The sequence below is a fragment of the Micromonospora ureilytica genome (assembly GCF_015751765.1).
Taxonomy (GTDB): Bacteria; Actinomycetota; Actinomycetes; order Mycobacteriales; family Micromonosporaceae; genus Micromonospora; species Micromonospora ureilytica.
This window is the reverse complement of record NZ_JADOTX010000001.1, coordinates 1,907,740-1,930,897: the sequence shown is the minus strand read 5'-3', so window position 1 is coordinate 1,930,897 and position 23,158 is coordinate 1,907,740. Positions and strand designations below refer to the sequence as shown.

Below are 23,158 nucleotides of genomic sequence, written 5' to 3'. Positions count from 1 at the left end.
GCACGCTCTCGTGGCACGGCCAGGTGCTCAACGCGGCAGGTGCGTGCAGTGGGCCACCGTGGCGTCGTCCGGGCTGTGCGCATCCGCACCAACGGAGGTCTGCGCCTCGGCCTGCCGGACGAGGGCGATGACGCCGGCCGGCCCGCTGGCGCGAAGCAGGTCCAACACGCCCGACCAGTCGGTCCGACCGTACGGGTTGACGATGCGGCTGGCACCGTTGCTGAGCAACGCGACACCGTTCAGGTCGGCGAGGGACCGGCCGCCGGTCACCGCCTCCCGCGCCGCGCGCGGGTCATCCTTGGCGATCCAGTACCCGCCCGGCTGGTTCCGGCGGGCACGCAGCGCGGTGGCGCAGGAGGCTCGCACCCGGTCGTACTCTGGCGTTTCCTGGGCAATGCCGGCCAGCGGCGCTGAGCATTCGCGCCGGGCAGTTGCCTCGCGTTCATCGGTTATCACCAGCGGACCGGCGTCGACCCGGTCGAGGACCAGGTAGGAATCCGCGAGCAGGAGCCATTCCAGGCGGTCCTGGTCGGCGCGGACCATCGCGACCGTGGCCTGCGGGCTGCTCGGATCCGCGATGTCGCAGGTGTCGCCGTGCTCGGCGGCGATCTCACCGATGGCGGTGGCGAGGATCGTGGCGAGATCTCGCCCGTCGCCGCGCGACAAGTGGCCGAGCAGCGCGCCGCCGAGGCGGTGCGTGTACCAGGCGACGCCGTGGGAGCAGAGATGCTCGGCTCCCGGAATGCCGGCGCCGTCGAGCAGGACGACAGCGCCGGGAACCGCGCCGACGAAGTCCTCGTTCGGCCGATCGGCCCTGCCGGCGCTGGTCGCCAGGCTGACGTCCATTCGTGGGCTCCTGTCTGGACTGGCGAGCCGCTGGGCCGCAGCGCAACGGATCACGTTGGGCTGCGGCGGGTGATGCCGTCCAGGATGGTGGTCAGGTTGTGGTCGAAGGTTTCCTCGGCGTTGAGGTGGGCACCGTCGACGACGAGGCGGGCCACTGTGGGGTATCTTCCGGTCTTCAACATGCGCGTGAGGTAGGGGCCGAGGCTGGCCTGGAAGGCGGCTTCGTCGGCGCCGGTGGAACGTACGGTGCGTCGTTCGGTGACCTCCCTGCGGACCGATCCGATGATGAAGGCGTTGAGGGCGCCCACGGCTCGCTGGAGATCGTCGATGTCGCGCACGCCGGGGGCCGCACTGAGCGCCGCAGCGGTCGCTTCGCCCACGGCGAGCGCGTGTGGTCCCAGGTGTGGCCGCCCGCCGAGCACGTCGGAGAACCACTCGTGGTCAAGGGCGGCGGCGCGGGTCGCGTGGGCGATGGACAGCACCGTGTCGCGCCACCCGGAGCGCTGGCCCACCTCGGCGATCCGGGCGTAGACGACGTCGACCATGAGATCGAGTAGCTCCGACTTGTTGATCACGTAGTCGTAGAGCCGCATCGGACCGACACCGAGCTCTTTGGCGATCTTGCGCAGTGACAGCCCGTCGAGGCCGTGCGCGTCGGCAAGCCGGAGCGCCGTAGCGGCGATCTTCTCGCGGCTCAACGGCACCGGCACCGCGCGCGGCTGAGGTTCGGGCCGCTCCCAAACGGGCAGTGGCTCACTACCGTACGCTGTATCCACCAATACAGTGTACGGTAGCGCCGTGAGAACGCGAATCGCGATCGCCGGTGGTGGACTCGGCGGGTTGACGCTGGCTCGGATCCTGCACCAGCACGGCATCGAGACGGTGGTGTACGACCGGGAGGCAAGCCGATCCGCGCGGCCCCAGGGCGGTGCTCTCGATCTACACCCGGAGTCCGGTCAACTGGCCCTGGCCCAAGCGGGTCTCGCCGGCCGGTTCCGGTCGGAGGCGCGGCCCGACGGCGAGGAACATCGCATCCTCGACCCGACCGGACGAATGCTGGTACACCATGAACCCGAACCTGGCTCATTCTCCGGGCGTCCCGAGATCGACCGGAGCGCACTGCGTGACCTTCTGCTCGACTCCCTCCCCGGCGACACGGTTGTCTGGGGGCACCGGCTTGTCGCGGCGACCCCGCGACCGGACGGCGGCTGGGACCTGACGTTTCACGGCGGCCACCGAGTCAGCTGCGACACCCTCATCGGCGCGGACGGCGCACGCTCGGTCGTCCGGTCGCTGCTGACCGACGTCCAACTGTTCTACGTGGCCACCCTCGTCGAGCTGACAATCGACGACGTCGAGCGCCGCCACCCCGATCTCGCCGAGCTTGTCGGCCCCGGCAACATGTGGTGCGTCGGCGTGAACCAGATCCTGGCAGCGCAACGTCTCGGCGATGGCAGCCTCCGGGTCGGGATCTCGCTGCGCGCGGAGGGCCGGCCCCTGGATACGTACCGCAGCAAACGCGCCCTGCTGAACGTGTTCGCTGGCTGGGACCCCCGCCTCACCGCACTCATCGAGGCCGCCGAGAGCGCGCCGACGCCACGCCTGATCGAGACGATGCCCATCGGTACGCGCTGGACCGGCCGGCCGGGCGTCACCCTCATCGGCGACGCCGCGCACCTCATGCCACCGGTCGGCGAGGGCGCCAACCAGGCCATGCTCGACGCCGCCGAACTCGCCAGCCAGCTCGCCGCCAATACCGCCGACCCGAATTCGGCGATTCGGGCGTACGAAGAGTCGATGTTCAGCAGGATTCACCCGATCGCCGAAATGTCCGCGCGAGTCCAAGCGATGATGCTGTCCCCCACCGCGGCGGAGGACATCGCTCGCTTCTTCACCCGGCCGGCGGAACCGGTACACGCAGACTGACAGCGGCCGTGAGAACAAGGTCCGCTTGCCCGTGGGGACGGGTCGTGTAGTCGTGTGTTCCGGTACCCCCGGCCGGTGGCGTCACCCCGCAACGAACGCGAGCGCCGTCTATCCCTCTACCGACAACGGGTCGATGCCCACGTTGGCGTCGATGCGGAATTCGCACGGCATTGGCGGAGCTGGTGTCAGACGCTGTTGTCGTTCGGGGGCTCGCTCGTCGTTCCGCCGGGCGAGCCCGATACTGAAATCAGCACGTCCACTAACGTGGCGCCTCATGGAACACAACGCTTTGCGCACCGAACGCCTCGAGCTTCGCCCGGTGCGTGATGACGACGTCGACCGGATCCTGGAGTACCGCAATCTGCCCGAGGTCACGCGCTGGCTACTACGCACCGAGGTCGATCCGGCAACCTTGCAGGCGGCGTGGCGACGCGCGGCGGCAGACCCCGACGACCACAGCGTGGCGGCCACGCTTGATGGTGTGGTGATCGGAACTGTCTCGCTCGATGTCGTCGACGGCATGGGGCAGCCCGGCATGCCACCGCGGACGGAGGCCGAACTCGGCTACATCTTCGATCCGGCCTACGGCGGCCATGGCTACGCGACTGAGGCGGTCACCGCTGTGGTGGCGCACGCGTTCGAGCGGCTGAATATTCGAAGGATCACTGCCGGCTGTTTCGCGGACAATCTCGCCTCGGTGCGGATCCTCGAGAAGATCGGCATGCGTCGTGAACAGCACGGCGTCGGTGATTCCTGGCACGCCGAGCTGGGTTGGGTGGACGGCTACACCTACGCCCTGCTCGCCGAGACCTGGCGTCGGGAGGCAGCGTCGTAGGGGTAGCTGAAGGCTGGCGACAGACGCCGATGACGCAGTGATCAAGGGTTGACAAGCCCAGGCCGACTACGGCAACCTTGCGGCCGACCACGCGATCGGCGTGGCAACTCTGCATGAGGGAATGACGCCTGTGATCCGGGTCGGCCGAGCGGCCGCCTGAGTGTTGACCACGCGACGGCTGAACGTCGCGCTGCTCGCACGGTGAGCGGTCCAACGCTCCTTTCACCCACCGCAGCTTCTCCCATGCATCGAGGTTTACGTTGACCATGGACGTCCGCATCCAGCAGTCCGTCGTCGCCAACCTGTCCAACCGACCCGCGCCCGTAGAGGTAGGGCCGTTCGTGATTGGGATGGATCCGACAACGACAAGTCCCCACATCAACTACGCGACCCCGCGTCCCGGTGCTGCCATCACCGCGGCGGACGTCACCGCCCTGGTGGCGGCCTTTCGCGCGGCTGGCCGCAAACCGCGCCTGGAGTACGTCAGCAGTTGCGCCTCCGGTCTGGAGGCGCAACTGGTCGCTGACGGATTCACAGTGGAAGCCCGGCACACCTACCTGATCTGTGTGCCCAGCGCATTGACGGCACCACCCACGCTCGACGGCCTCAATCTGCGCGAGCCCGGCACCGATGTTCAGCGGGCCGCGCTGATCAGCGCTCAGAACGAAGCCTTCGGCGGCGATCCGGTGGCCTCCACGGCCGACGTGGCTCGGCTCCGGCGCCAGCAGGGGGCCGGCGGCGTGGCCGTCATGGCCGTCACTGACGACGGCACCTGTGCGGGAGGTGGTGGAGCAGCCCCGCCCACCGGCGCGGTAAGCGAGGTCGCCGGCATCGCCGTTCGGACGCCCTTCCGTCGTCGGGGACTGGCGGGCGCGATCACCGCCGAATTGACCCGGCGGCTGTTCACCACCGGTGCGGAGATCGCTTGGCTGGAGGCCTCCGGCGAGGACTCATGGCGGGTATACGAGCGCGTCGGTTACCGACCCGCCGGTGAACGGCTCTACATCGGCACGAACTGAGGTCAGCGACAGGACCCGGGCCAAGGTCCACCGACCTCGGCCCGGGCAACCTCTCCGCACACCAGGCGACCCCGGTCAGCCCGGACGGTACGGCGGCCAGGTTGGTCGGAGGCGGCATTCCTCAGAGGTATTCGGATGACTCAGAGGTCAGGGCTTGCGGGCCACCGCGCCGTAGATGGAGGCGTCGGCCAGCGGCGGACGCTGCTCCGGCGGCACCTGCGGGCGCCACTCGCTGACCGGGGCGATGCCCGGTTCGGCCAGGTCCAGGCCGGTGAAGAAGCGGGCGAACTCGGCGCGGTCGCGGGGTACGGCGTCCTGCTTCATCCGGCCGGCGGCGAACTCGGCCTCCATCCGTGTGACGGTGTCGGCGGGGATGTGGTCGGTGGTGAAGTGGGTCAGCGCCAGCCAGCTGCCCGACGGTAGCGGGTCGAGCAGGCGTGCGACCTGCTCGTGTGGGCGGTCGTCGTCGGTGAGGAAGTGCGTCACGGCGATCAGCACCAGCGCCACCGGCTGGGAAAGGTCCAGTGTGGCGTGCAGCTGCGGGTCGGCGAGGATCTTTTCCGGGTCGCGTAGGTCGGCGTCCAGGTAGGCGGTGGCGCCGGCCGGGTCGCTGGTCAGCAGCGCTCGGGCGTGCACCAGCACCATCGGGTCGTTGTCGACGTAGACCACCCGGGAGTCGGGGGCGACGGACTGGGCCACCTCGTGGGTGTTGTCGGCGCTCGGGATGCCGGTGCCGATGTCGAGGAACTGCCGGACGCCGACCTCCTCGGCGAGGAACCGGACCGCCCGGCCGAGGAAGGCCCGGTTTTCCCTGGCGAGCGTGCGCACCCCCGGGTAGACGGCCGCGATCTGGTCGCCGGACTGCCGGTCGGCGGCGAAGTTGTCCTTGCCGCCGAGCCAGTAGTTGTAGCGGCGAGCCGGATGCACGGTCGTGGTGTCGATCCGCTCGGCACAGCGGCCCTCGGGTAATTCCGACGTGGACGGCACCGTCACGAGACCTCCCCAGGTCGATGGACACGCCGCATCCGGAGAGTCACGGGACGTGTCCAGGGGCCATCCTAAGGCGTACCCATGGGCTCGTGGGGCCCGCCGACGCACGGACGCCGACAGGGCGGGAAACCGCTTACCAGAGGGCTATTGACGGTCGTCACTGGCTGTCAGTACCGTGATGCGGGCAGCGAGAAAGCGCTTTCCGACCCTCACCGTCCGACAGGGAGCGCCCCCATGCCCCGACACCTCCGTGCGTTCTGCCTGATCCTGCTCGCCATTGCCGCAGTGGTGAGCACCACCACCGCCCTGCCCGCCGAGGCCGCCCCGCGCTTCCGGGTGTTGGTCTTTTCCAAGATCACCAACTTCTACCACGACTCGATCCCGGCCGGCATCGCCGCGATCCAGCAGCTCGGCGCCGCCCACAACTTCGAGGTCGTCGCCACCACCGACGCGGCGGCGTTCACCGACGCCAACCTCGCCACCTTCGACGTCCTGGTCTTCAACAACACCAACTCCCTGCCCACCTCGGGTGACCTGCTCAACGCCAGCCAGCGGGCCGCGTTGCAGACGTTCATCCGCAACGGCGGCGGTTGGGCCGGCCTGCACGCCGCCTCGGCCAGCGAACGCGACTGGCCTTGGTACGAGGGCCTGGTCGGCACGATCTTCGACTACCACCCCGACTTCTCGTCCACCGGCGGCACCTTCCCCGGCCGGGTCAAGGTGCTCGACCGGGCGCACCCGTCGACGCGCAACCTGCCGGAGCTCTGGGAGCAGAGCGAGGAGTGGTACAACTGGCGGACCAACCCGACCGGCAACGTGCACACCCTCGCGCAGATCAAGGTGCGCGACGGGATCAACGGCCTGGACGAGGGCGTCGACCACGCGTACTCCTGGTGTCAGCGCTACGACGGCGGCCGGTCCTGGTTCACCGCCGGTGGGCACGCCAGCTCCCAGTTCAGCACCCCGACGTTCCTGGAGCACCTGCGCTACGGCATCGAGTGGGCGGCCGGCGCGGTCGCCGGTGACTGCTCGGCCACCAAGACCAGCAACTTCGAACGGGTGGGGCTGGTCACCGAGAACCTGGCCGACCCGTTCGAGCTGGCCGTCGGCCCGGACCGGAAGGTCTACTACATCCAGCGCACGGGCGCGCTCAAGGTGGTCAACTCCGACACCCTCCAGGTCACCACGCTGCTGGACTTCGCCTACACCTCGGCGATGACCGACCAGTCCGACGGGCTGCTCGGGATGACCCTGGACCGCAACTTCGCCAGCAACGGCTGGGTCTACCTGCTCTGGTCCGACAAGACCCTGAAACAGCTCAACCTGTCCCGGTTCACGGTCGCCAACAACAGCGTCGCGCTCTCCTCGGAGAAACGCCTGCTGGCCGTCCCCACCTACCGGGGCGAGGGCCGGGCCAACTCGCACATGGGCGGGTCGCTGGCCATGGACGGGGCCGGGCGGCTCTACGCGGCGATCGGTGACAACACCGACCCGTTCGCCTCCAGCGGCTACACGCCTGTCGACGAGCGCGCCGGCCGCGCCGCCTGGGACGCCCAGGGCACCGCCGGCAACACCAACGACCTACGCGGCAAGATCCTGCGGATCACCCCACAATCCGACGGTACGTACACGGTGCCGAGCGGCAACCTCTTCCCGGCCGGCACCGCGAGGACCCGGCCGGAGATCTACGCGATGGGCATGCGCAACCCGTTCCGGATCACCATCGAGCCGCAGACCAACGCGGTGCTGGTGGCCGACTACGGCCCGGACGCCCGCGCCGCCGACCCCAACCGTGGTCCGGAGGGGACCGTCGAGTTCAACCGGATCACCAGCGCCGGCAACTTCGGTTGGCCGTACTGCGTGGGCAACAACATCCCGTTCAACGACTACAACTTCGCCACCAACACCTCGGGGGCGAAGTTCAACTGCGCGGCGCCGGTGAACAACTCGCCCAACAACACCGGCCTGGCCACTCTGCCGGCGGCGAAGTCCGCGCTGGTCTGGTACGCGTACTCCGCCTCCACCCAGTTTCCCGAGCTGGGCACCGGCGGTGGCGGGCCGATGAGCGGTCCGGTCTACGACTACGACCCGGCCAACACCCGCACCACGAAGTTCCCCGAGTACTTCGAGGGCAAGTGGATCACCTATGAGCTGACCCGCAGATGGTTCAAGACGCTCTCGGTCCACAAGACGGCGCAGACCTTCAGCAACGCGCGCTTCGGCCCCACCGCCGTGGGTGACCTCCAGTCGATCAACGGGATCTTCGACAACATGAGCTGGATCCAGCCCTTCGAGGCGGAGTTCGGCCCAGACGGTTCGCTCTACGTCATCGACTTCGGCGAGGGCACCGGCAGCGGTCGCGGCGGCAGCAACGCCGGCGCGGGCATCTACCGCATCGACTATGTCGCCAACGGGCGGCCACCGACCGCGAAGATCGCCGCCACCCCGGACAGCGGACGTACGCCGCTCGCGGTGACGTTCTCCTCGGCCGGGTCGTCCGCCGGTGACGGGTCGGCGCTCAGCTACGCCTGGGACTTCACCAACGACGGCAGCACCGACTCCACCGCCGCCAACCCGGGCCACACCTACTCGACGGCCGGGAAACACACCGCCCGGCTGACCATCCGCAACAGCGGCAACGGGTTGACCGCCACCGCGGTGACCGACGTGGTGGTCGGCAACACCCGACCGACGGTGACCATCACCGTGCCCGACGGCGGGTTCTTCGACTTCGGGGACAAGATCCCGTACACGGTGACGGTCACCGACCCGGAGGAGACCACCATCGACTGCGCGAAGGTGACAGTGCAGACGCAGCTCGGCCACGACCAGCACGCCCACCCGCTGGACGTGTACACCGGCTGCTCGGGGCTTCTCGCCACCGAGGCGGACGCCGGTGACGGCCACGGGCCGGGGCAGAACCTCTACACCCTGATCACCGCGCAGTACACCGACGGCGGCGCGGCCGGCGGCGTACCCGCGCTGACCGGCTCGACCCGGGTCCAGTTGCAGCCGAAGAGCAAGGAGGCCGAGCACTTCAGCGCGCAGTCCGGCGTCACTGTCAACGACCGGGCAACCGCCCGCGCCGGCAAGCGGCTCGGCGAGGTCGACCACAACGACTGGGTGGCGTTCGGGCCGGCGGACCTGCGCAACATCGGCTCGGTGACGCTCGGGGTGACCAACGGCGGGCTCGGCGGCACCATCGAACTGCGGACCGGCTCGCCCACCGGCACGCTGATCGGCACGGCAAGCATCGGGTCGACCGGCGGGTGGGACAACCTGGTCTCCCCCACCGTCACGCTGACCAACAAACCCACAGGCACGACGACCCTGTACGCGAAGTTCGTCAACGCCGCCCAGGTCGGTGGCACCCCGGACCTGCTCGCCCTGGACTGGCTACGGTTCAACGGCGCCGGGGTCAAGCAGGAGCCGGGCGGGACGTTGTCCCTGGCCGCCAGCCCGACCGGCGGCACCGCGCCCCTGACCACCACACTCACCGCCACGGCGACGGCGCCGTCCGGGCAGAGCATCACCGACTACGCGTGGGACTTCGGCGACAACAGTGCCATCACGCACGGGACCGCCCTCCGGTCGACGGCACACAGCTATCCCCGCAAGGGGACCTTCACCGCCCGGGTGACGGTCACCTACACCAGTGGGGAGACCCGCTCACTCAACCTGACCATCACGGTCACCTGACGGTCGGGCGACGACGGGCGGGGGTCCACCCCGCCCGTCGCCGCTCGGCGGGGCGCGCCGCGTCCCAGCCGCCGCCGATCCGGAGGACGCCTGCACGGTCCTGAGTGGAGGCGTTATCTCGACCGGCGAGTTCCTGAACGACAAGGAATAGGTTACCGTCGATATATGGTCTCGCGTCGATCGGTCCTGCGGGCGGTGCCGCTTGCGGCCGCTGCCCTTACCGCCGTCCCAGGTGACTCCCGCTGGCTCGGCCCGTCGTCCACCTCAACCCAGGCGGGCCGCGTACCACCCGACCCAGCCACGTTGCAGGCCGCCGCTACTGCCGTTCGCGGCTTCACGGCCGACCTCTACCGGACGCTGGCGTCGGCCCGGACAGGCAGCAACGTGGTGTGCGCACCGTACTCGGTTGGGCTCGCGCTCGCGATGACCAGGGCGGGCGCCGGCTCGACCACGGCGGACGAGATGGACGCGGTGCTCCACGCGCCGCATCCACGCCCCAGCGCGCTCGACAGCGGGTTCAACACGGTCGAAAGGACGCTCGCCGGCCGGTACCAGGACGGTGACGGGATCAAGCAGCCTCTGCTGACCACGGCCAACGCGCTGTGGACACGACTCGACCTGGTCCTGCGACCCGGGTTCCGGGACGCCCTGACCGGCTACTACGGTGCCGCGCCGCAGCCGGTCGACTTCCGCGGCGCGCCGGAGGTGGCCCGCCAGGAGATCAACACCTGGGTGTCCGATCGGACCAACGCGAAGATCCCGGAGCTGTTGCAGTCCGACGCCGTGGGCCCCGACACCAGCCTGATGCTGACCAACACGATCTACCTCAGGGCGGCCTGGAAGTACCCGTTCACCGCGACGGCCACGGCGCCGGGGCCGTTCACCAGGGATGACGGGGCCGTTGTCGACGTCCCGATCATGCGCGGGCCGTTCGACAGGATGGGCTACCTGGAGGGGGACGGGTGGCGCGCAGTCGACGTGCCGTACGCGGGCGACGGGCTTGCCATGGCCATCGTCATGCCGACCCGGGGCGAGCTCGCCACGGTCGAGGCCAACCTCGATGCGACCTGGCTGGGCGCGCTGCTAACCGGGTTCCAGATCACCGACGTCGAACTGCGCCTGCCCCGGTGGACGTTCCGCCTGCCGGCCGAGCTGGGTGCCGCGCTGGGCAGCCTCGGCATGCCCACGGCATTCACGTCACAGGCCGACTTCACCGGCATGAGCACCGAGCCGGCCCTGTGCATCGACGACGTGGTGCACGAGACGTTCATCGCGGTGGACGAGAAGGGTACCGAGGCCGCGGCCGCGTCGGCCGTCATCGTCCGACCGCCGTCGATCCCGCAAGGGCCGCGGTTCTTCGTCAACCGGCCATTCCTGTACGTCATCCACGACCGGCTCACCGGCGTACCGCTGTTCCTCGGCCGGGTCCACGACCCGCTGGTCGACGGCCCAGCCTGACCGGTGGTTCCGGGCGTGGGGCGGTGCACATCGGCACCGCCCCACACCCGGCTGAACGGTTACTGCCAGGAACTCTGTTGGGTGTAGACGAGGTTGCCGGGGACCACCGTGCCGTTGGTGCTGTACTCGGTGTACGCCCAGAAGTCGCCCTCGGCCAGCGGCTTCTTCGGCTTCAGCGTGAAGTTGAAGCCCTGATTGCGCTCCGCCGTGGAGGGCAGCGTCAGCGTGGCACCCGCATACTTGGCGTTACGGCCGACGATGGCGTAGCCCAGGTCGACATCGACCACCGGGCCACCGGGCACCTGCGCGAAGACGTAGGCGGTGTAGCGCCCCGGCTCGGGCAGGAACTTGTACGCCTGCTCCGCGCTGGTCCAGAACCTGTCACTGCTGTAGATCAGGGTGTCGCCCTTGTACAGGTAGAGATCAAGGTTCGTGTTCGGGTCGTCAGTGTTGGCTTCGACGATGATGCCGGCAGTGTTCGCCGGCACGGTGAAGTCAACCTTCTTCACGCCGGATGCCTTCGGGTCGAACACCCCGCCGTAGACGCCGGCCGGAATCGAGTACGACTCCCGCTGCATCGGCGTGTACCCGGTGCTGCGACCGGCGAGCGGCCCGGTGAAGCCCGGCTGGACCTGGCCGAACGCACCGTTGGTCATCCGGGCGAACTCCTCGCCGTCGTCGGCGTACGGCCGGGCAGCGATCCCCCACGGACGCGCAGCGACCGGAATCCGGGCGGTGTGGGTCCTGCCGTGCCAGGTGATCGACCCGGTCACGTACCGGTCCCAGGGGGCGCTGCCGCGACGCACGGTAATGGTGACCGTCGCGGACTTGCCGGGCGCCAACGTCACCGACGCGGGTGACACGGTGACCTTCATGCCGGTCAGGCCGGACACCGACGAACGGTACGTTTCCCGCGCCGTGCCCACGTTGGTCAGGGTGCGGGTGAGGGTCACCGGCCGGGTGCCGTCGTACTCTCGCAGTGAGATGGCCGGCAGGTTGAGTTCCTTGCCGTCGGGCTCGGCCGTCTCGCTGAAGGCGACCAGTTCCGCCGCCGTCGGCTCGATGACCAGTCCCGGGTCGGTGGCCCCGGCCAGGTTTATGAAGCCGCTGCCCTGGTCCAGGGGACTGCTGGTGCCAACGGTGTCGGTGGCGGTGGTGCGCAGCGCCGAGGCGATCCTGCCCGGCGACCAGTCCGGGTGCGTGGCATGCAGGATCGCTGCCGCGCCGGCCACGTACGGCGACGCCATCGAGGTGCCCGAGTACGCGTCGTACTGCCGCCCGAAGTTGCCCGCTGGTGAAACCGCGGCGATGATGTCCGACCCCGGCGCGACCAGGTCGGGCTTGAAAACGCCCAAGGTCACCTTGTCCGGGCCGGTGGAAGAGAAGTCGGCCACGCTGGGTACGCCGGGGACGCTGGAACCGTCACCGCCGGTGCGCACGGACGCCTTGGCGTCGGTGGGGTGGCGCATCAGGTAGTTGAACAACGTGCCGGCCTGCTTCTCGGTGGGCAGGTAGACCACCGGGAAGTTGTAGATGGAGTTGACCCGGTAGTTGCCGACCGGGTCGAACAGCACCATCGCAGCCCCGCCCTTCTCCTTCACCTCGGCGGCGGACGCGAAGGTGTCGGACAGCGCGCAGGCAACCACCTTGCCCTTGATCTTGGCAGCGTCGAGGCTGCCCGGCTCGCAGTACACCGCGCCCAAGTCCGGAGATCCGGCCTGGTCGCCGAAGACCATCGGCAGTGCGTCGCCACCGGGCAACGCGTCCAGTGAGCCGCCGACCAGCTTCGTGCCGTCGCCGAGCTTGATGGTCGCCTCGTCGAGGTTCGTCACCGCCGCGCCGACAGTGGTCACCCAGGGTGCCGCGTTGCTGATGGCCCCGCTCACGATGCCGGTGTTGCCCGCCGACGCCGCCACGAACACCCCGGACAGGGTGGCGTTGAGGAAGGCGATGCCGATGGGGGTGTTGGCCTCCCAGTCGCCGAGCTGCGAGCCGATCGAGAAGTTGATCACCTGCACGCCGTCGGCGACTGCCGCGTCGATGCCGGCGATGATGTCGGCGTCGTAGCCCATGCCACCCCAGAGCACCTTGTAGACGGCGATCTGGGCGTCCGGGGCCACGCCGGAGACGGGGCCGAAACGGCGACCGTCGATCGTGACGTTCGAGATCGGCAGACCGGCCGCGGTGGACGCGGTGTGGGTACCGTGCCCGGACGCGTCGCGGGGGGACAGGAACTCACCCTCGGGCACCGAGCCACCGTCGGCGAGCCACGAGTCGGCGAAGTAGCGGGCGCCAACGATCTTGCCGTTGCAGTGCTCGGCCACGAAGGCGACGCCGGTCTGGCAGGTGCCGCGCCAGGTCGCGGGTGCAGGCATCTTCTTGGCGAACGACGCGCTCTCCGGCCAGATGCCGGTGTCCAGGACGCCGATCACCATGCCCGCGCCCGTGCCGGGGCCGGGCTTGGCCGGCCGGCCGGCGAGACCCGTCGCCGCTGGCTTGTCCCCCTCGCCGGAAGCGGCGGCGGGCGGGGTGGCCGGTGCCGCGGCGGGCGGGGTCGCGGTGGGCGGAGGCGTCGGGGTGCCGAGGGCCCGCGAGGCGGTGACGGCGCGGACCCGCTTGTCGGCCCGCAACGTGGTCGCCTGCTGGGCGGTCAGCTTCGCGGAGAATCCGTTGAAGGCGTTGGTGTAGACCGCGTTGACAGTGACCCCGGCTGCGGCGGCGACAGCGGCTCGCTGCGCGTCGAGGTGCCGGCGGTACGCCTGCGACGGCGCCGACGTCACGTCCAGCCGGTTGCCCGCCGCCGGGCGGGTCCGGGCCAACCCGGACACACCACCGGCGTACGTGGTCAACGGGTCCTCGGCCAGCTCGACGACGTACATGCCGGAGCCGGTCGCGTCGACGGCTGCCTTCGGCGTGGCCGCACGGTTGCCACCGGGTCGGCGGTCGGCCCCGTCGGTCAGGGTGACCTTCTGGTCGGACCCGGTGGTGAAGTAGCCGGCGCCGCTGCCGGGTGAACCTGCGGGTGCGGCCGACGCCGTTCCCGCGACACCGGTGGTACCGGTGATCAGGGCGACGACAAGCGTAGGTATCGCCAGTCTTCGCAGCCTGTTGCCGCTCGTGCCTGTAGCCACGAGGCTCCTTTCGGTTGCTCCCTTGTGGAGCTTTGCAATCGATCGCGACCCGCTCATGGGAGCGCTCCCCCACCTAAGCCGCCGACGGTTAATCGTTGGTTTGCACGGTGTTACGGATCGCCGGTGCGTATAAGATCACGTTCCGCCGGCCGCGCCTAGATCACTTTTTCCAGACGGTGCCAGAGCAGGGCGTACACCCCGGCCAGGGCCAGCCCGAGCGGCGGCGCGACGCCGACCGCGCCGAGGCAGGATCGAGCAACACCCATGCCCCGTCACTCGACGGCCGGTCAGGCGCGGTCAGGGTGGCCTCGAACCGAACGCTGCCCTAGTCGGACAGACCCGCCGGCACGGGCACCTCGAGGTGCGTCAGGAGGGCGGCGACCTCACGGTCGAGTTCCAGACCCACCTCGTGGATGGCGTCCACCCCCAACGAGCCGAACGCATGGCTGGGTTGCTCGATGACGAACCGTGCTCCACCGTCGGGTCCGTCGCTGATCAACGTGCGCAGTGGCGCGTACAGCATCACCGCCGGGTCGTGGCGGAACATCCGCTCAGCCGTGGTGTGGTTGCCCATCAGGTATTCGACGCAGTGCCTGGGGTCACCCGCGAGGTTCATCATCGGTCGCAGGTCACCGCTGCTCCAGTAGATGAGGAAGGCGTGCGGCGCGCAGTCGCGCATGAGGGCGAGGACGTCGTCCCAGGGTGCGTTGCGGGCCACCAGCGCATTGAACGCCGCCGCGTCGTAGGCCGGGACGGCCTGCTCGTACTGCCGCCGGAATTCCTCGAAGGAGCGATCGATGCTGATGTCCAGGCACCGGGCCTGGTAGCCACGTTCGACCCATCCGCGTCCCATCCGGCCCCCTCTTCACCTACTGGGCTACTTCGCCGAACTTAGCAGCGTTAGTCCTAAATGCGAGTTCAATATCGGATCACTGTCGCCCTACGGACACCTCGTCGCCGACGCTGGCACGGTGCCGAATCTGGGCGAGAAGCTGGCCCGCTTTTTCGATGGCCGCAACGACGGCCGATCGCCCGACCTGACGCCTCTCCAGCTCCATCCCGGCGACCGAGTCCTGTTGTGCTCGGACGGTCTGAGTTCCTATGTGCCCCACGAGCAGATCCGGGCCGCGCTCGTCTCCAACGAGAGTCCCGGAAAGGTTGCTGACCAGCTCGTCGCCATGGCAGTCGACCAGGGCGGACACGACAACGTCACGGTGATCGTCATTGAGGTGACCCAGCGCTAGACGCCGAATCAGGTCGGCTCAGCAACGCCGCCAGAGCACAGTGCACACCCCGGCCAGGGCCAGCCCGAGCAGCGGGGCGACGCCGACCCCGGCGAGGGTGCAGGCCACCGCGAGCAGCGCCGGCGGCACCCAGCACCAGGCGGGTACGGTCCGCGGGGCGCGACCGCGCCGACGGGCCGCGGCCTCCACGGCCATCGGCACCACAAGCACCGGCAACGCGGCGGCCAGCAGGGTCAGCCAGGGCAGCACCAGGCGGTCGAACCGCGCCACCGCCAGCACCCCGCCGAGCACCGCGACGAGCAGCATCGCCGCCCGCGCCGGCATCCGGGGCGCCAGGCCACGCAACGCCAGGGAGCCGGAGTACGTGGTGGTCAGCGCCGCCGCGAAGACCGCCACCGCGACGAACAGATTCGCGTACGCGGCCAGCCCCGAACCGGCGGCGAGCAACGCGACCACGTCGGCCGAGCCGGTGCGCAGCCACAGGCCGGCACCGGCGAGCACCCCGAGCAGTGCCGGCCCGATCAGCAGTCCCACGCACCAGGCCAGGTCCCGCCGCCGGGCGAGGCCCACGCTGAAGTCCGGTGCGCGCAGCGCGAACACGGCCGCGTACCCGATCAGCGCGCCGGCGTCGGCGAGCCCACCGGCGGCCAGGCGGACCGGCGCACCGGGTGGCGGCAGCACCGTCAGGCACCAGCCGACCAGCACCACCGCGCTGAGCGTGGTGATCACCGCGACCCGGTTGCCGAGCCGGGCCGGCCCCCACGAGACGGCGAGGACCGCCACCTCCAGCAACGCCGGCCCGGCCCAGCCCGGCAGGTGGGTCAGCGCGGCCAGGGAGGCCCCGCCGAGCCCGACGTTGAACCCGTTCCAACCGACCATCGAGACGGCCAGCACCGCCGCCAGCAGAAGGCGCGAGGTGTCCCCCAGGTATGCGGGCAGCACAGCGGTCAACGTCCCGCCGTCGCCGAGGGGCCGGCGCAGCCCGATCCGGCCCTGCCCCCAGAGCAGCGCCGCCATCAGCGTCCCGCCGACCAGCAGCCCGGCCACCGGCACCGCGCCGCCGTGCCGGGCGGCCATCGCCGCGCCGAGCACAAGCGTGGCGGGCGCGGTGCCGATGCCCAGCCAGGCGCCGACCGCCGCCGGCCACCGCCGTTCGGGGATGTCAGACAACGTGGCGCAGGTAGCCGGCGATCGCCGCGTCGAGCACCTCCGCGCCCGGACGCGCCCACACCTCGGCGGAGAAGACCTCCACCTCGATCGGTCCCACGTAACCGGCCGCGTCGACCGCCTCGCGCAGCCGACGCAGCTCGATGCACCCGTCGCCGGGCAGCGCCCGGCCGAGCAGCACCCCCTCCGGCAGCGGGGTCACCCAGTCGCAGACCTGGAACGCGGCGATCCGGGCGGCGGCCCGCGCGATCTGCGCGTACACCGTGTCGTCCCACCAGACGTGGTACGCGTCCACGACCACGCCGACCACCGCCGGGTCGAACCGCTCGGCGATGTCCAGCGCCTGGCCGAGGGTGGCGATCACGCACCGGTCGGCGGCGAACATCGGGTGCAGCGGCTCGATGGCCAGCCGTACCCCGGCGGCCTCGGCGTGCGGGGCCAGCTCGCCGATCGCGTCGGCGACCCGACGCCGGGCGCCGTCGACGTCCCGGCTGCCGGCCGCCAAACCACCGGACACCAGCACCAGCTCCGGGGCCCCGAGGGCGGCGGCCTCCTCGATGGCCCGCAGGTTCTCCGCGCGCCAGCCGTCGGCGGAGAAGAACCCGCCCCGGCACAGCGACGTGACCGCGAGGCCCGCGTCGCGGACCAGTTTCGCCGAACGGGCCAACCCGTACTCGGCGACCGGCTCCCTCCACAGGCCGATGCCCGGCACACCGGCCGCCACACAGCCGGCCACCACGTCGGGCAGCGGCCAACGCTGGGCGGTGGCCTGGTTGAACGAGAAACGCGCGAGACTCATTGCTGCACCCCCGCCACCGTGAAAAAGGCTCGGGCGCGGGCGGCGGCCAGGTCGGCGTCGGGCAGCAGCCCGGCCGCGTCGGCCAGGGTGAGCAGGGTGGCCAGGTGCGCCGGGGACCGGCCGGACTGCGCGCCACCGACCATCGTGAAGTGGTCCTGGTGCCCGGCCAACCAGGCCAGGAACACGATCCCCGTCTTGTAGTGCCAGGTCGGCGCCGCGAACAGGTGCCGGGCCAGCGGCACGGTCGGCGCGAAGATCTCGTTGTACGCCGTCAGGTCCCCCCGGTCGAGGGCGGCCAGCGCGGCGGCGGCGGCCGGCGCGATTGCCGCGAACACCCCGAGCAGCGCGTCGGAGTGGCCCACCTCGTCACCCCGGATCAGCTCCGGGTAGTGGAAGTCGTCACCTGTGTAGAGACGTACCCCGGCCGGCAGACGGCGGCGCAACGCGATCTCCCGATCGGCGTCCAGCAGCGACACCTTGATGCCGTCCACCCTGGACTGGTGGGTCTTGATCAGCTCGATGACCGTGTCGGCGGCCAGGTCCAGGTCGACAGCACCCCAGTAACCGGTCAACGCCGGGTCGAACATCGGACCCAGCCAGTGCAGCACCACCGGTTCGTCGGCGGCGCTCAGCAGCTCGTCGTACACCCGCAGGTAGTCCTCCGGGCCGCGCGCGGCGGCGGCGAGGTGCCGGCTGCACATCAGGACCGGTCGGGCGCCGGCCGCGCGGACGTCGTCGAGCTGCTCGGCGTACGCGGCGGTGACCGCCGCCAGGGTTGCCGGGCCGACCGGCAGCTGGTCGGTGCCGACCCCGGCGACGATCCGCCCACCGACCGCGCGAGCCTCGGCGGCGCTACGGCGGATCAGCTCCCGGGTGGCCGGATAGTCCAGCCCCATCCCCCGCTGGGCGGTGTCCATCGCCTCGGCGACGCCCAGCCCGTACGACCAGAGGTGCCGCCGGAAGGCGAGGGTGGTGTCCCAGTCCACCGCCGCCCGGGCACCCGGTACGTTCTCCGCGCCCGGGTCGGCGACCACGTGCGCGGCGGCGTACGCGATCCGGCTGTTCAGCGGCGCCTCCGGTCGGACGAAACCGCCACTCCCGCCGAGCTGGTGCCGCCGTCCACCGGGCAGCACCACCTCGGCGCTCATGAGTGAAGCTCCGGCACCTCGACACGAGCGCCCTCGCGGGCCGCGCGCAGGCCCAGCTCGGCGAGCTGCACCCCGCGCGCGCCGGCCAGGAAGTCCCACCGGAACGGCTCGCCGGCCACGACGTGCCGCAGGTACGCCTCCCACTGCACCTTGAAGCCGTTGTCGAACTCCTCGTTGTCGGGCACCTCGGCCCACTGGGCGCGGAAGTCCTCGGTGGCCGGCAGGTCCGGGTTCCAGACCGGCTTCGGGGTGACCGACCGGTGTTGCACCCGGCAGTTGCGCAGGCCGGCGATCGCGCTGCCCTCGGTGCCGTCGACCTGGAACTCCACCAGCTCGTCGCGGTACACCCGCACGGTCCACGACGAGTTGATCTGCGCGATCACCCCGCCGTCGAGTTCGAAGATGCCGTACGCGGCGTCGTCGGCGGTGGCCGCGTAGGTCCGACCGGCCTCGTCGATCCGTTCGGGCACGTGGGTGGCGATCACGCAGGAGACTGCCGTGACCCGACCGAACAGCTCCTCCAGCACGTAGTGCCAGTGCGGGAACATGTCGACCACGATGCCGCCGCCGTCCTCGGTCCGGTAGTTCCACGACGGCCGCTGTGCGGGCTGCCAGTCTCCCTCGAAGACCCAGTACCCGAACTCTCCGCGCACCGAGAGGATCTGGCCGAAGAAGCCGCCGTCGATGAGGCGCTTGAGCTTGCGCAGACCGGGCAGGAAGAGCTTGTCCTGCACGACACCTGTGCGTAGGCCGGCCGCGTCCGCCGCCCGGGCCAGGTCGAGCGCGGCGGCGGTGTCCTCGGCCAGGGGCTTCTCCGTGTAGATGTGCTTGCCGGCCTCGATGGCCTGCCGGATCGCCTTCTCCCGCTGCTGGGTGACCTGCGCGTCGAAGTAGATCTCGACGTCGTCGCGGGCCAGCGCCGAGGTCAGGTCGGTGGTCCAGTCGGTCAGCCCGTGCCGCTCGGCAAGTTCCCGGAGCTTCGTCTCGTTGCGTCCGACCAGGACCGGTTCCGGCCAGATGGTGGTGCCGTCGGCCAACGCCACACCGCCGGCTTCGCGGATGGCCAGCAGTGACCGGACGAGGTGCTGCCGGTAGCCCATCCGTCCGGTCACGCCGTTGACGATGATGCCGATCGACCTGCGGGTCATGGTGTTCCTTCCGTCGTGCTGGTCGTGCCGATCCGCGCTCAGTGGTTGGCGGCCGCGCTGCCGAGCAACCCACGCAGGTCGGTGGCGAGCCGGTCGAAGCGGGGATCCGACATCACCTGCGCGTAGTCGCGGTGCGCCGGCAGCTCGACCGTGAAGGTGCGGATGATCCGCCCGGGGCGGGGACTCATCACCACGACCCGGGTGCCGAGGAAGACCGCCTCGGCGATGGAGTGGGTGACCAGCACCACGGTCGTCCCGGTCTCCCGCCAGATCCGGTGCAGTTCGGCGTTCATCTGCTCCCGGGTCAGCGCGTCCAGGGCGCCGAACGGTTCGTCCATCAGCAGCACCGGCGGGGAGTGCAGCAGCGCGCGGCAGAGCGCCACCCGCTGCTGCATGCCGCCGGACAGCTCGTGTGGCAGCGCCTTCTCGAAGCCGGTCAGGCCGGTCATCTCGATCAGCTCGTCGGCGCGGCGGGCCGCCAGCGCCCGGTCCATGCCGCGCATCTCGGCCTGGAGCAGGATGTTGGCTCGGGCGCCGCGCCACTCCAGCAGCGCGGCCTTCTGGAAGACGAAGCCGATCTCCTTCTGCGGGCCACGAACCGGGCGCTCCAGCAGCGACACAGCGCCACTGGTCGGCTTGACCAACCCCGCGACGATCTTCAGGAGGGTGGACTTCCCACAACCGGACGGGCCGACGATCGTGACGAACTCGCCCGGCTCGATGTCCAGCGACACGTCGTCCAACGCGGTGGTCTGCGACCGCCGGGTGGTGAACCGGACGGTCAGCCCGGACATCCCGATGGCGGTGCCGGTGGCTGCGGGCGCGGCGGTCACCGGGTCACCCCTGCGCCGCGTACGAGGAGTCCCAGTACGCGTTGGGCGCCCCCGGGTCCTTCAGCTCGGCGTAGCGGGACATCAGCTCGATGGTCTCGGTCCACTGGGCTTCGGTGTTCACCCCGGGCGGGCCGTCCGCGCCGATCAGCGGCAGGTTGAGCGTCAGCTGCTTGGTGAGGACCTCGGGCGCCGGCTCGTTCTCGGCCAGGGCTGCCATCGCGCTCACCGCACCGGCCGGGTCCCGGGCGGCGTCGGCCCAGGACTTCTGGGTGGCCCGGACGAACTTGCGGACCAGCTCCGGGTCCTTCTGCAGGGTCTGGGTGTTGGCGATCAGACCGGTGCCGAGCAGGTTCATCCCGTAGTCGGCGAAGAGCAGCACGTCGACCTTCTTGCCGGTCTTGCTCTCGATGGTGGGCGCCTGGTCGTGGAAGAAGCCCATGATGGCGTCGACCTTGCCCTCGGCCAGCGCGGCGATCTTGCCGGCGGCGTCGACGTTCACCACCTTGACGTCGTCCTTCTTGACGCCGTTCTTCTCCAGCCATGCCGGGAAGGTCGCGTAGAGGGCGTCGCCGGGGGTGCCGCCGACGGTCTTGCCCTTGAGGTCGGCCGGCGTCTTGATGTTCTCCTCGGTGAAGAACTCCACCGAGGAGGGTCCCTTCTCCAGGTACGCGCCGAGGCTGCGCACCGGCATTCCGCTGGCCACCGACTTCAGCAGCACCGGGCTGTCCGCCCAGCCGAAGTCGGTCTGCTTCTGGGCGACCTGCTTGACAGTGTTGCCCGAGCCGTTGCCGGGCAGGATCTTCAGGTCGATGCCCTCGGCGGAGTAGTAACCCTTCTGCAGGCCGTAGTAGAAGGGCGCGTGCTCGCCGTAGGGCACCCAGTTCAGGGTGAGGGTGACCTGCTTGCTGCCGTCGGCGTTGGTGCTGCCGGCGGAGTCGTCCCCACCGCAGCCGGTCGCGGCGAGGAGCAGTGCGGCGGTGGCCAGGATGGTGGTGGCGGTGCGTTTCATCGGTGCCTCCGTGATGGGGTCGGTCAGGAGGTGGTGAGGGACACGCCGGCCCGGCGGCTGGCGTGCCACGGAATGAGCAGTGCCTCGGCGATCTCGACCAGGACGAACAGGACGATGCCGATGGCGGACATCAGGATCAGGTCGGCAAACAGCAACGGGGCGTCGAGGTTGCCGTTGGCCAGCAACAGGACGTAGCCGAGCCCTTCGCTGGCGCCGACGAACTCGCCGACCACGGCACCGACCACGGCGAGGGTGACGGCCACCTTCAGGCCGGCCATCAGGTGCGGCAACGCGTTCGGAAAGCGGATCTTGCGGAAGGTGCGCCACGGCCCGGCACCCATCGTGGCGGCGAGGTCGAGCAGCTCCGGGTCGGTGGAGCGCAGCCCGGCGACCCCGGAGATGACCACCGGGAAGAACGCGATGAGCACCGCCAGGATGATCTTCGGGGTGAGACCGAGGCCGAACCAGACCACCAGCAGGGGCGCGATGGCGATCTTCGGGATGACCTGTGCGAACAGGACGATCGGGTAGAGCGCCTTGTCCAGGGTGCGGGAGTAGGCGATGGCGACCGCGGTGACCAGGCCCAACGCGGCGGCCAGCACGAAGCCGAGCACCGTCTCGTAGAGGGTGACAAGGGTGTGCCGGGCCAACTCGGACCACTGGGTGGTCATCGTCTCCCAGACCTGGCCGGGCGTGGGCACCAGGTAGTTCGGGACGTACTCCCGGGCTGCCACGAACCACCAGGCGACGAAGAAGACCGCCAGCACCAGCGCCGGGCGCCAGAGCGAGTCGGCGAAGACCACCGCCCGGCGACCGAGCGTCGGACGCGGTGGGCGGCCACCGCTGGGCGACCGTCGCACCACGGCGGACGAGCCCACGCCGACGGCTTCGGGCGCACCGCTCGCCTGGTCGGCGGCGGCCTGCCGGCCCGCCGTGTCCAAAGAGTTCTCGGTCACGCGGAACCTCCTCGGGGCCCGGCTCGGCGCCTAGGGACCGGGCCGGTCGGCGGATCAGGCAAACGCTTTCCTGGAGCGTAGGCGGCACCCTCACACCAGGCAAGGCCTTTCCTCGATCTATTCGCCGAACGGATCGCCCAACGGTCCATCCTGGACCAACGGTGAAACCCGCGCCGTCAGCCGGCCGGCGGGTAGGTGTCGAGGAGACCGCACATCCCCAACCGGCCGCGCTCGACCGGCTCGTCCACCGCGTACACCCCGGCGTCGCCCAGGTGCCCGGGATCCCCCCGCTCCAGGGCGTCGAGCTGCGCGGCGGTGTCGGCGGCGGCGCGGCCCGCGCCGGCCTCCCACCGCTGCCGCCACCGTGCCAGCAACGGCTGGCGCAGCGCGATCGCTGCGGCGTGGAACGCGGCCAGCGCCGCCGGCCCGCCGGCTCGCAGCGCCTGGAAGCCGGTCACCGCCAGATCCCGCCTGCGGTACGCGGCGCGCACGTCCGCGCCCGGCGCTCCCCCGTCGGGCAACGCCACCGCCGCGGCGTACGCGGCCGGGTCGGCCAACACCTCCGGTGGGAAGGTCAGCACGGCGTCGCCGGCCTCGGGCAGACCGCTGTTCTGCATGAGCACCACGATGGTCAGCCCGCCCCCGTTGACCAGGCGGTGCACGGTGCCCGGCTCGAACCAGACCACCGCACCCGGCCGCAGCGGCGTCTCCCGGAAACCGGCGGTGGTCAGGGTCTGCACCGCGCCCTCGCCGCCGGTCACCACGTACCCCTCGGTGCAGCACAGGTGCACGTGCGGAGTGCCGCCGACCAGGCCGTCCGAGGCCACCGTGTCGTAGACGCGCAGCCGGGACACCCCGATTCCGCCGGGCAGCGGTGCCCGCCGATCAGGCATCGAAGTACTCGTCGGTGTCGTCGGACACGGCCGGGCCTCCCTGCGGGAAAGGGCTTT

At 70.5% G+C, this 23,158-nt stretch carries 19 protein-coding genes; 6 read left to right on the top strand and 13 right to left on the bottom strand.

Annotated features, from left to right (window positions below; translation table 11 throughout):
* Positions 1 to 27: 27 nt before the first annotated feature.
* A complete protein-coding gene (locus IW248_RS08440; protein ID WP_196926451.1) occupies positions 28 to 846 on the bottom strand; it encodes a hypothetical protein in 819 nt (272 codons plus the stop codon).
* Between the two features lie 50 nt (positions 847 to 896).
* Positions 897 to 1,622: a TetR/AcrR family transcriptional regulator gene (locus IW248_RS08435; RefSeq protein ID WP_307787852.1), complete on the bottom strand. Its 726-nt coding sequence runs from the start codon at positions 1,620 to 1,622 to the stop codon at positions 897 to 899.
* 22 nt (positions 1,623 to 1,644) lie between these two features.
* On the opposite strand from IW248_RS08435, the gene IW248_RS33675 reads away from it, so the two are divergent.
* The 3 genes from IW248_RS33675 (at position 1,645) to IW248_RS08420 (ending at position 4,626) form a co-directional block, all read left to right on the top strand.
* Positions 1,645 to 2,772, top strand: a complete 1,128-nt coding sequence (locus IW248_RS33675) for an FAD-dependent oxidoreductase (protein WP_196926449.1) — start codon at positions 1,645 to 1,647, stop codon at positions 2,770 to 2,772.
* Between the two features lie 274 nt (positions 2,773 to 3,046).
* Positions 3,047 to 3,607 (top strand): GNAT family N-acetyltransferase, encoded by a 561-nt coding sequence (locus tag IW248_RS08425; RefSeq protein WP_196926448.1) that lies wholly within the window; start codon positions 3,047 to 3,049, stop codon positions 3,605 to 3,607.
* A gap of 266 nt (positions 3,608 to 3,873) precedes the next feature.
* Positions 3,874 to 4,626 carry a GNAT family N-acetyltransferase gene (locus IW248_RS08420; protein ID WP_124822938.1) on the top strand — a complete coding sequence of 251 codons (753 nt, stop codon included), beginning with the start codon at positions 3,874 to 3,876 and terminating at the stop codon, positions 4,624 to 4,626.
* A 147-nt stretch (positions 4,627 to 4,773) separates the two neighbouring features.
* Here IW248_RS08420 and IW248_RS08415 read toward each other — a convergent pair whose 3' ends face one another.
* The gene (locus IW248_RS08415; protein ID WP_307787850.1) at positions 4,774 to 5,619 is read right to left on the bottom strand and encodes an SAM-dependent methyltransferase; all 846 of its coding nucleotides are present in this window, start codon (positions 5,617 to 5,619) and stop codon (positions 4,774 to 4,776) included.
* 231 nt (positions 5,620 to 5,850) lie between these two features.
* On the opposite strand from IW248_RS08415, the gene IW248_RS08410 reads away from it, so the two are divergent.
* Together IW248_RS08410 and IW248_RS08405 are read left to right on the top strand one after the other, a co-directional pair.
* Positions 5,851 to 9,315 carry a ThuA domain-containing protein gene (locus IW248_RS08410; RefSeq protein WP_196926447.1) on the top strand — a complete coding sequence of 1,155 codons (3,465 nt, stop codon included), beginning with the start codon at positions 5,851 to 5,853 and terminating at the stop codon, positions 9,313 to 9,315.
* Between the two features lie 165 nt (positions 9,316 to 9,480).
* Positions 9,481 to 10,773, top strand: coding sequence for a serpin family protein (locus IW248_RS08405; protein WP_196926446.1), 1,293 nt, complete (start codon positions 9,481 to 9,483; stop codon positions 10,771 to 10,773).
* Between the two features lie 59 nt (positions 10,774 to 10,832).
* Here IW248_RS08405 and IW248_RS08400 read toward each other — a convergent pair whose 3' ends face one another.
* On the bottom strand, positions 10,833 to 13,904 hold the full coding sequence (locus IW248_RS08400) for a S8 family serine peptidase (RefSeq protein WP_307787849.1): 3,072 nt from the start codon (positions 13,902 to 13,904) through the stop codon (positions 10,833 to 10,835).
* A 325-nt stretch (positions 13,905 to 14,229) separates the two neighbouring features.
* The gene (locus tag IW248_RS08395; RefSeq protein WP_196926444.1) at positions 14,230 to 14,757 is read right to left on the bottom strand and encodes a DUF302 domain-containing protein; all 528 of its coding nucleotides are present in this window, start codon (positions 14,755 to 14,757) and stop codon (positions 14,230 to 14,232) included.
* Positions 14,758 to 14,875: 118 nt separating this feature from the next.
* On the opposite strand from IW248_RS08395, the gene IW248_RS08390 reads away from it, so the two are divergent.
* On the top strand, positions 14,876 to 15,148 hold the full coding sequence (locus IW248_RS08390; RefSeq protein ID WP_196926443.1) for a PP2C family protein-serine/threonine phosphatase: 273 nt from the start codon (positions 14,876 to 14,878) through the stop codon (positions 15,146 to 15,148).
* Positions 15,149 to 15,166: 18 nt separating this feature from the next.
* Here IW248_RS08390 and IW248_RS08385 read toward each other — a convergent pair whose 3' ends face one another.
* From IW248_RS08385 to IW248_RS08350, 8 genes are all read right to left on the bottom strand, one after another.
* Positions 15,167 to 16,318, bottom strand: coding sequence for an SLC5/6 family protein (locus IW248_RS08385; protein ID WP_196926442.1), 1,152 nt, complete (start codon positions 16,316 to 16,318; stop codon positions 15,167 to 15,169).
* Positions 16,311 to 17,114 (bottom strand): sugar phosphate isomerase/epimerase family protein, encoded by an 804-nt coding sequence (locus IW248_RS08380; protein ID WP_124823014.1) that lies wholly within the window; start codon positions 17,112 to 17,114, stop codon positions 16,311 to 16,313. Before IW248_RS08380 ends, IW248_RS08385 begins: the two co-directional genes overlap by 8 nt.
* The gene (locus IW248_RS08375) at positions 17,111 to 18,262 is read right to left on the bottom strand and encodes a dihydrodipicolinate synthase family protein (RefSeq protein ID WP_196926441.1); all 1,152 of its coding nucleotides are present in this window, start codon (positions 18,260 to 18,262) and stop codon (positions 17,111 to 17,113) included. The genes IW248_RS08380 and IW248_RS08375 overlap by 4 nt, the downstream gene beginning before the upstream one ends.
* Positions 18,259 to 19,410 (bottom strand): Gfo/Idh/MocA family protein, encoded by a 1,152-nt coding sequence (locus IW248_RS08370; protein ID WP_196926440.1) that lies wholly within the window; start codon positions 19,408 to 19,410, stop codon positions 18,259 to 18,261. The genes IW248_RS08375 and IW248_RS08370 overlap by 4 nt, the downstream gene beginning before the upstream one ends.
* A gap of 38 nt (positions 19,411 to 19,448) precedes the next feature.
* Positions 19,449 to 20,204: an ABC transporter ATP-binding protein gene (locus IW248_RS08365; RefSeq protein WP_231396902.1), complete on the bottom strand. Its 756-nt coding sequence runs from the start codon at positions 20,202 to 20,204 to the stop codon at positions 19,449 to 19,451.
* 43 nt (positions 20,205 to 20,247) lie between these two features.
* Positions 20,248 to 21,252, bottom strand: a complete 1,005-nt coding sequence (locus IW248_RS08360; protein WP_196926439.1) for an ABC transporter substrate-binding protein — start codon at positions 21,250 to 21,252, stop codon at positions 20,248 to 20,250.
* A 23-nt stretch (positions 21,253 to 21,275) separates the two neighbouring features.
* A complete protein-coding gene (locus IW248_RS08355; protein WP_196926438.1) occupies positions 21,276 to 22,208 on the bottom strand; it encodes an ABC transporter permease in 933 nt (310 codons plus the stop codon).
* A gap of 176 nt (positions 22,209 to 22,384) precedes the next feature.
* Positions 22,385 to 23,101, bottom strand: coding sequence for a cupin domain-containing protein (locus tag IW248_RS08350; protein WP_196926437.1), 717 nt, complete (start codon positions 23,099 to 23,101; stop codon positions 22,385 to 22,387).
* Positions 23,102 to 23,158: the final 57 nt, after the last annotated feature.

What these genes read in the sequence shown, in the direction of transcription:
- IW248_RS08360 (WP_196926439.1), bottom strand. Translation starts at nt 21,252, where the DNA reads ATGAAACGCACCGCCACCACCATCCTGGCCACCGCCGCACTGCTCCTC.
- IW248_RS08375 (WP_196926441.1), bottom strand. Translation starts at nt 18,262, where the DNA reads ATGAGCGCCGAGGTGGTGCTGCCCGGTGGACGGCGGCACCAGCTCGGC.
- IW248_RS08380 (WP_124823014.1), bottom strand. Translation starts at nt 17,114, where the DNA reads ATGAGTCTCGCGCGTTTCTCGTTCAACCAGGCCACCGCCCAGCGTTGG.
- IW248_RS08365 (WP_231396902.1), bottom strand. Translation starts at nt 20,204, where the DNA reads ATGTCCGGGCTGACCGTCCGGTTCACCACCCGGCGGTCGCAGACCACC.
- IW248_RS08440 (WP_196926451.1), bottom strand. Translation starts at nt 846, where the DNA reads ATGGACGTCAGCCTGGCGACCAGCGCCGGCAGGGCCGATCGGCCGAAC.
- IW248_RS08350 (WP_196926437.1), bottom strand. Translation starts at nt 23,101, where the DNA reads ATGCCTGATCGGCGGGCACCGCTGCCCGGCGGAATCGGGGTGTCCCGG.
- IW248_RS08395 (WP_196926444.1), bottom strand. Translation starts at nt 14,757, where the DNA reads ATGGGACGCGGATGGGTCGAACGTGGCTACCAGGCCCGGTGCCTGGAC.
- IW248_RS08425 (WP_196926448.1), top strand. Translation starts at nt 3,047, where the DNA reads ATGGAACACAACGCTTTGCGCACCGAACGCCTCGAGCTTCGCCCGGTG.
- IW248_RS08405 (WP_196926446.1), top strand. Translation starts at nt 9,481, where the DNA reads ATGGTCTCGCGTCGATCGGTCCTGCGGGCGGTGCCGCTTGCGGCCGCT.
- IW248_RS08420 (WP_124822938.1), top strand. Translation starts at nt 3,874, where the DNA reads ATGGACGTCCGCATCCAGCAGTCCGTCGTCGCCAACCTGTCCAACCGA.
- IW248_RS08410 (WP_196926447.1), top strand. Translation starts at nt 5,851, where the DNA reads ATGCCCCGACACCTCCGTGCGTTCTGCCTGATCCTGCTCGCCATTGCC.
- IW248_RS08370 (WP_196926440.1), bottom strand. Translation starts at nt 19,410, where the DNA reads ATGACCCGCAGGTCGATCGGCATCATCGTCAACGGCGTGACCGGACGG.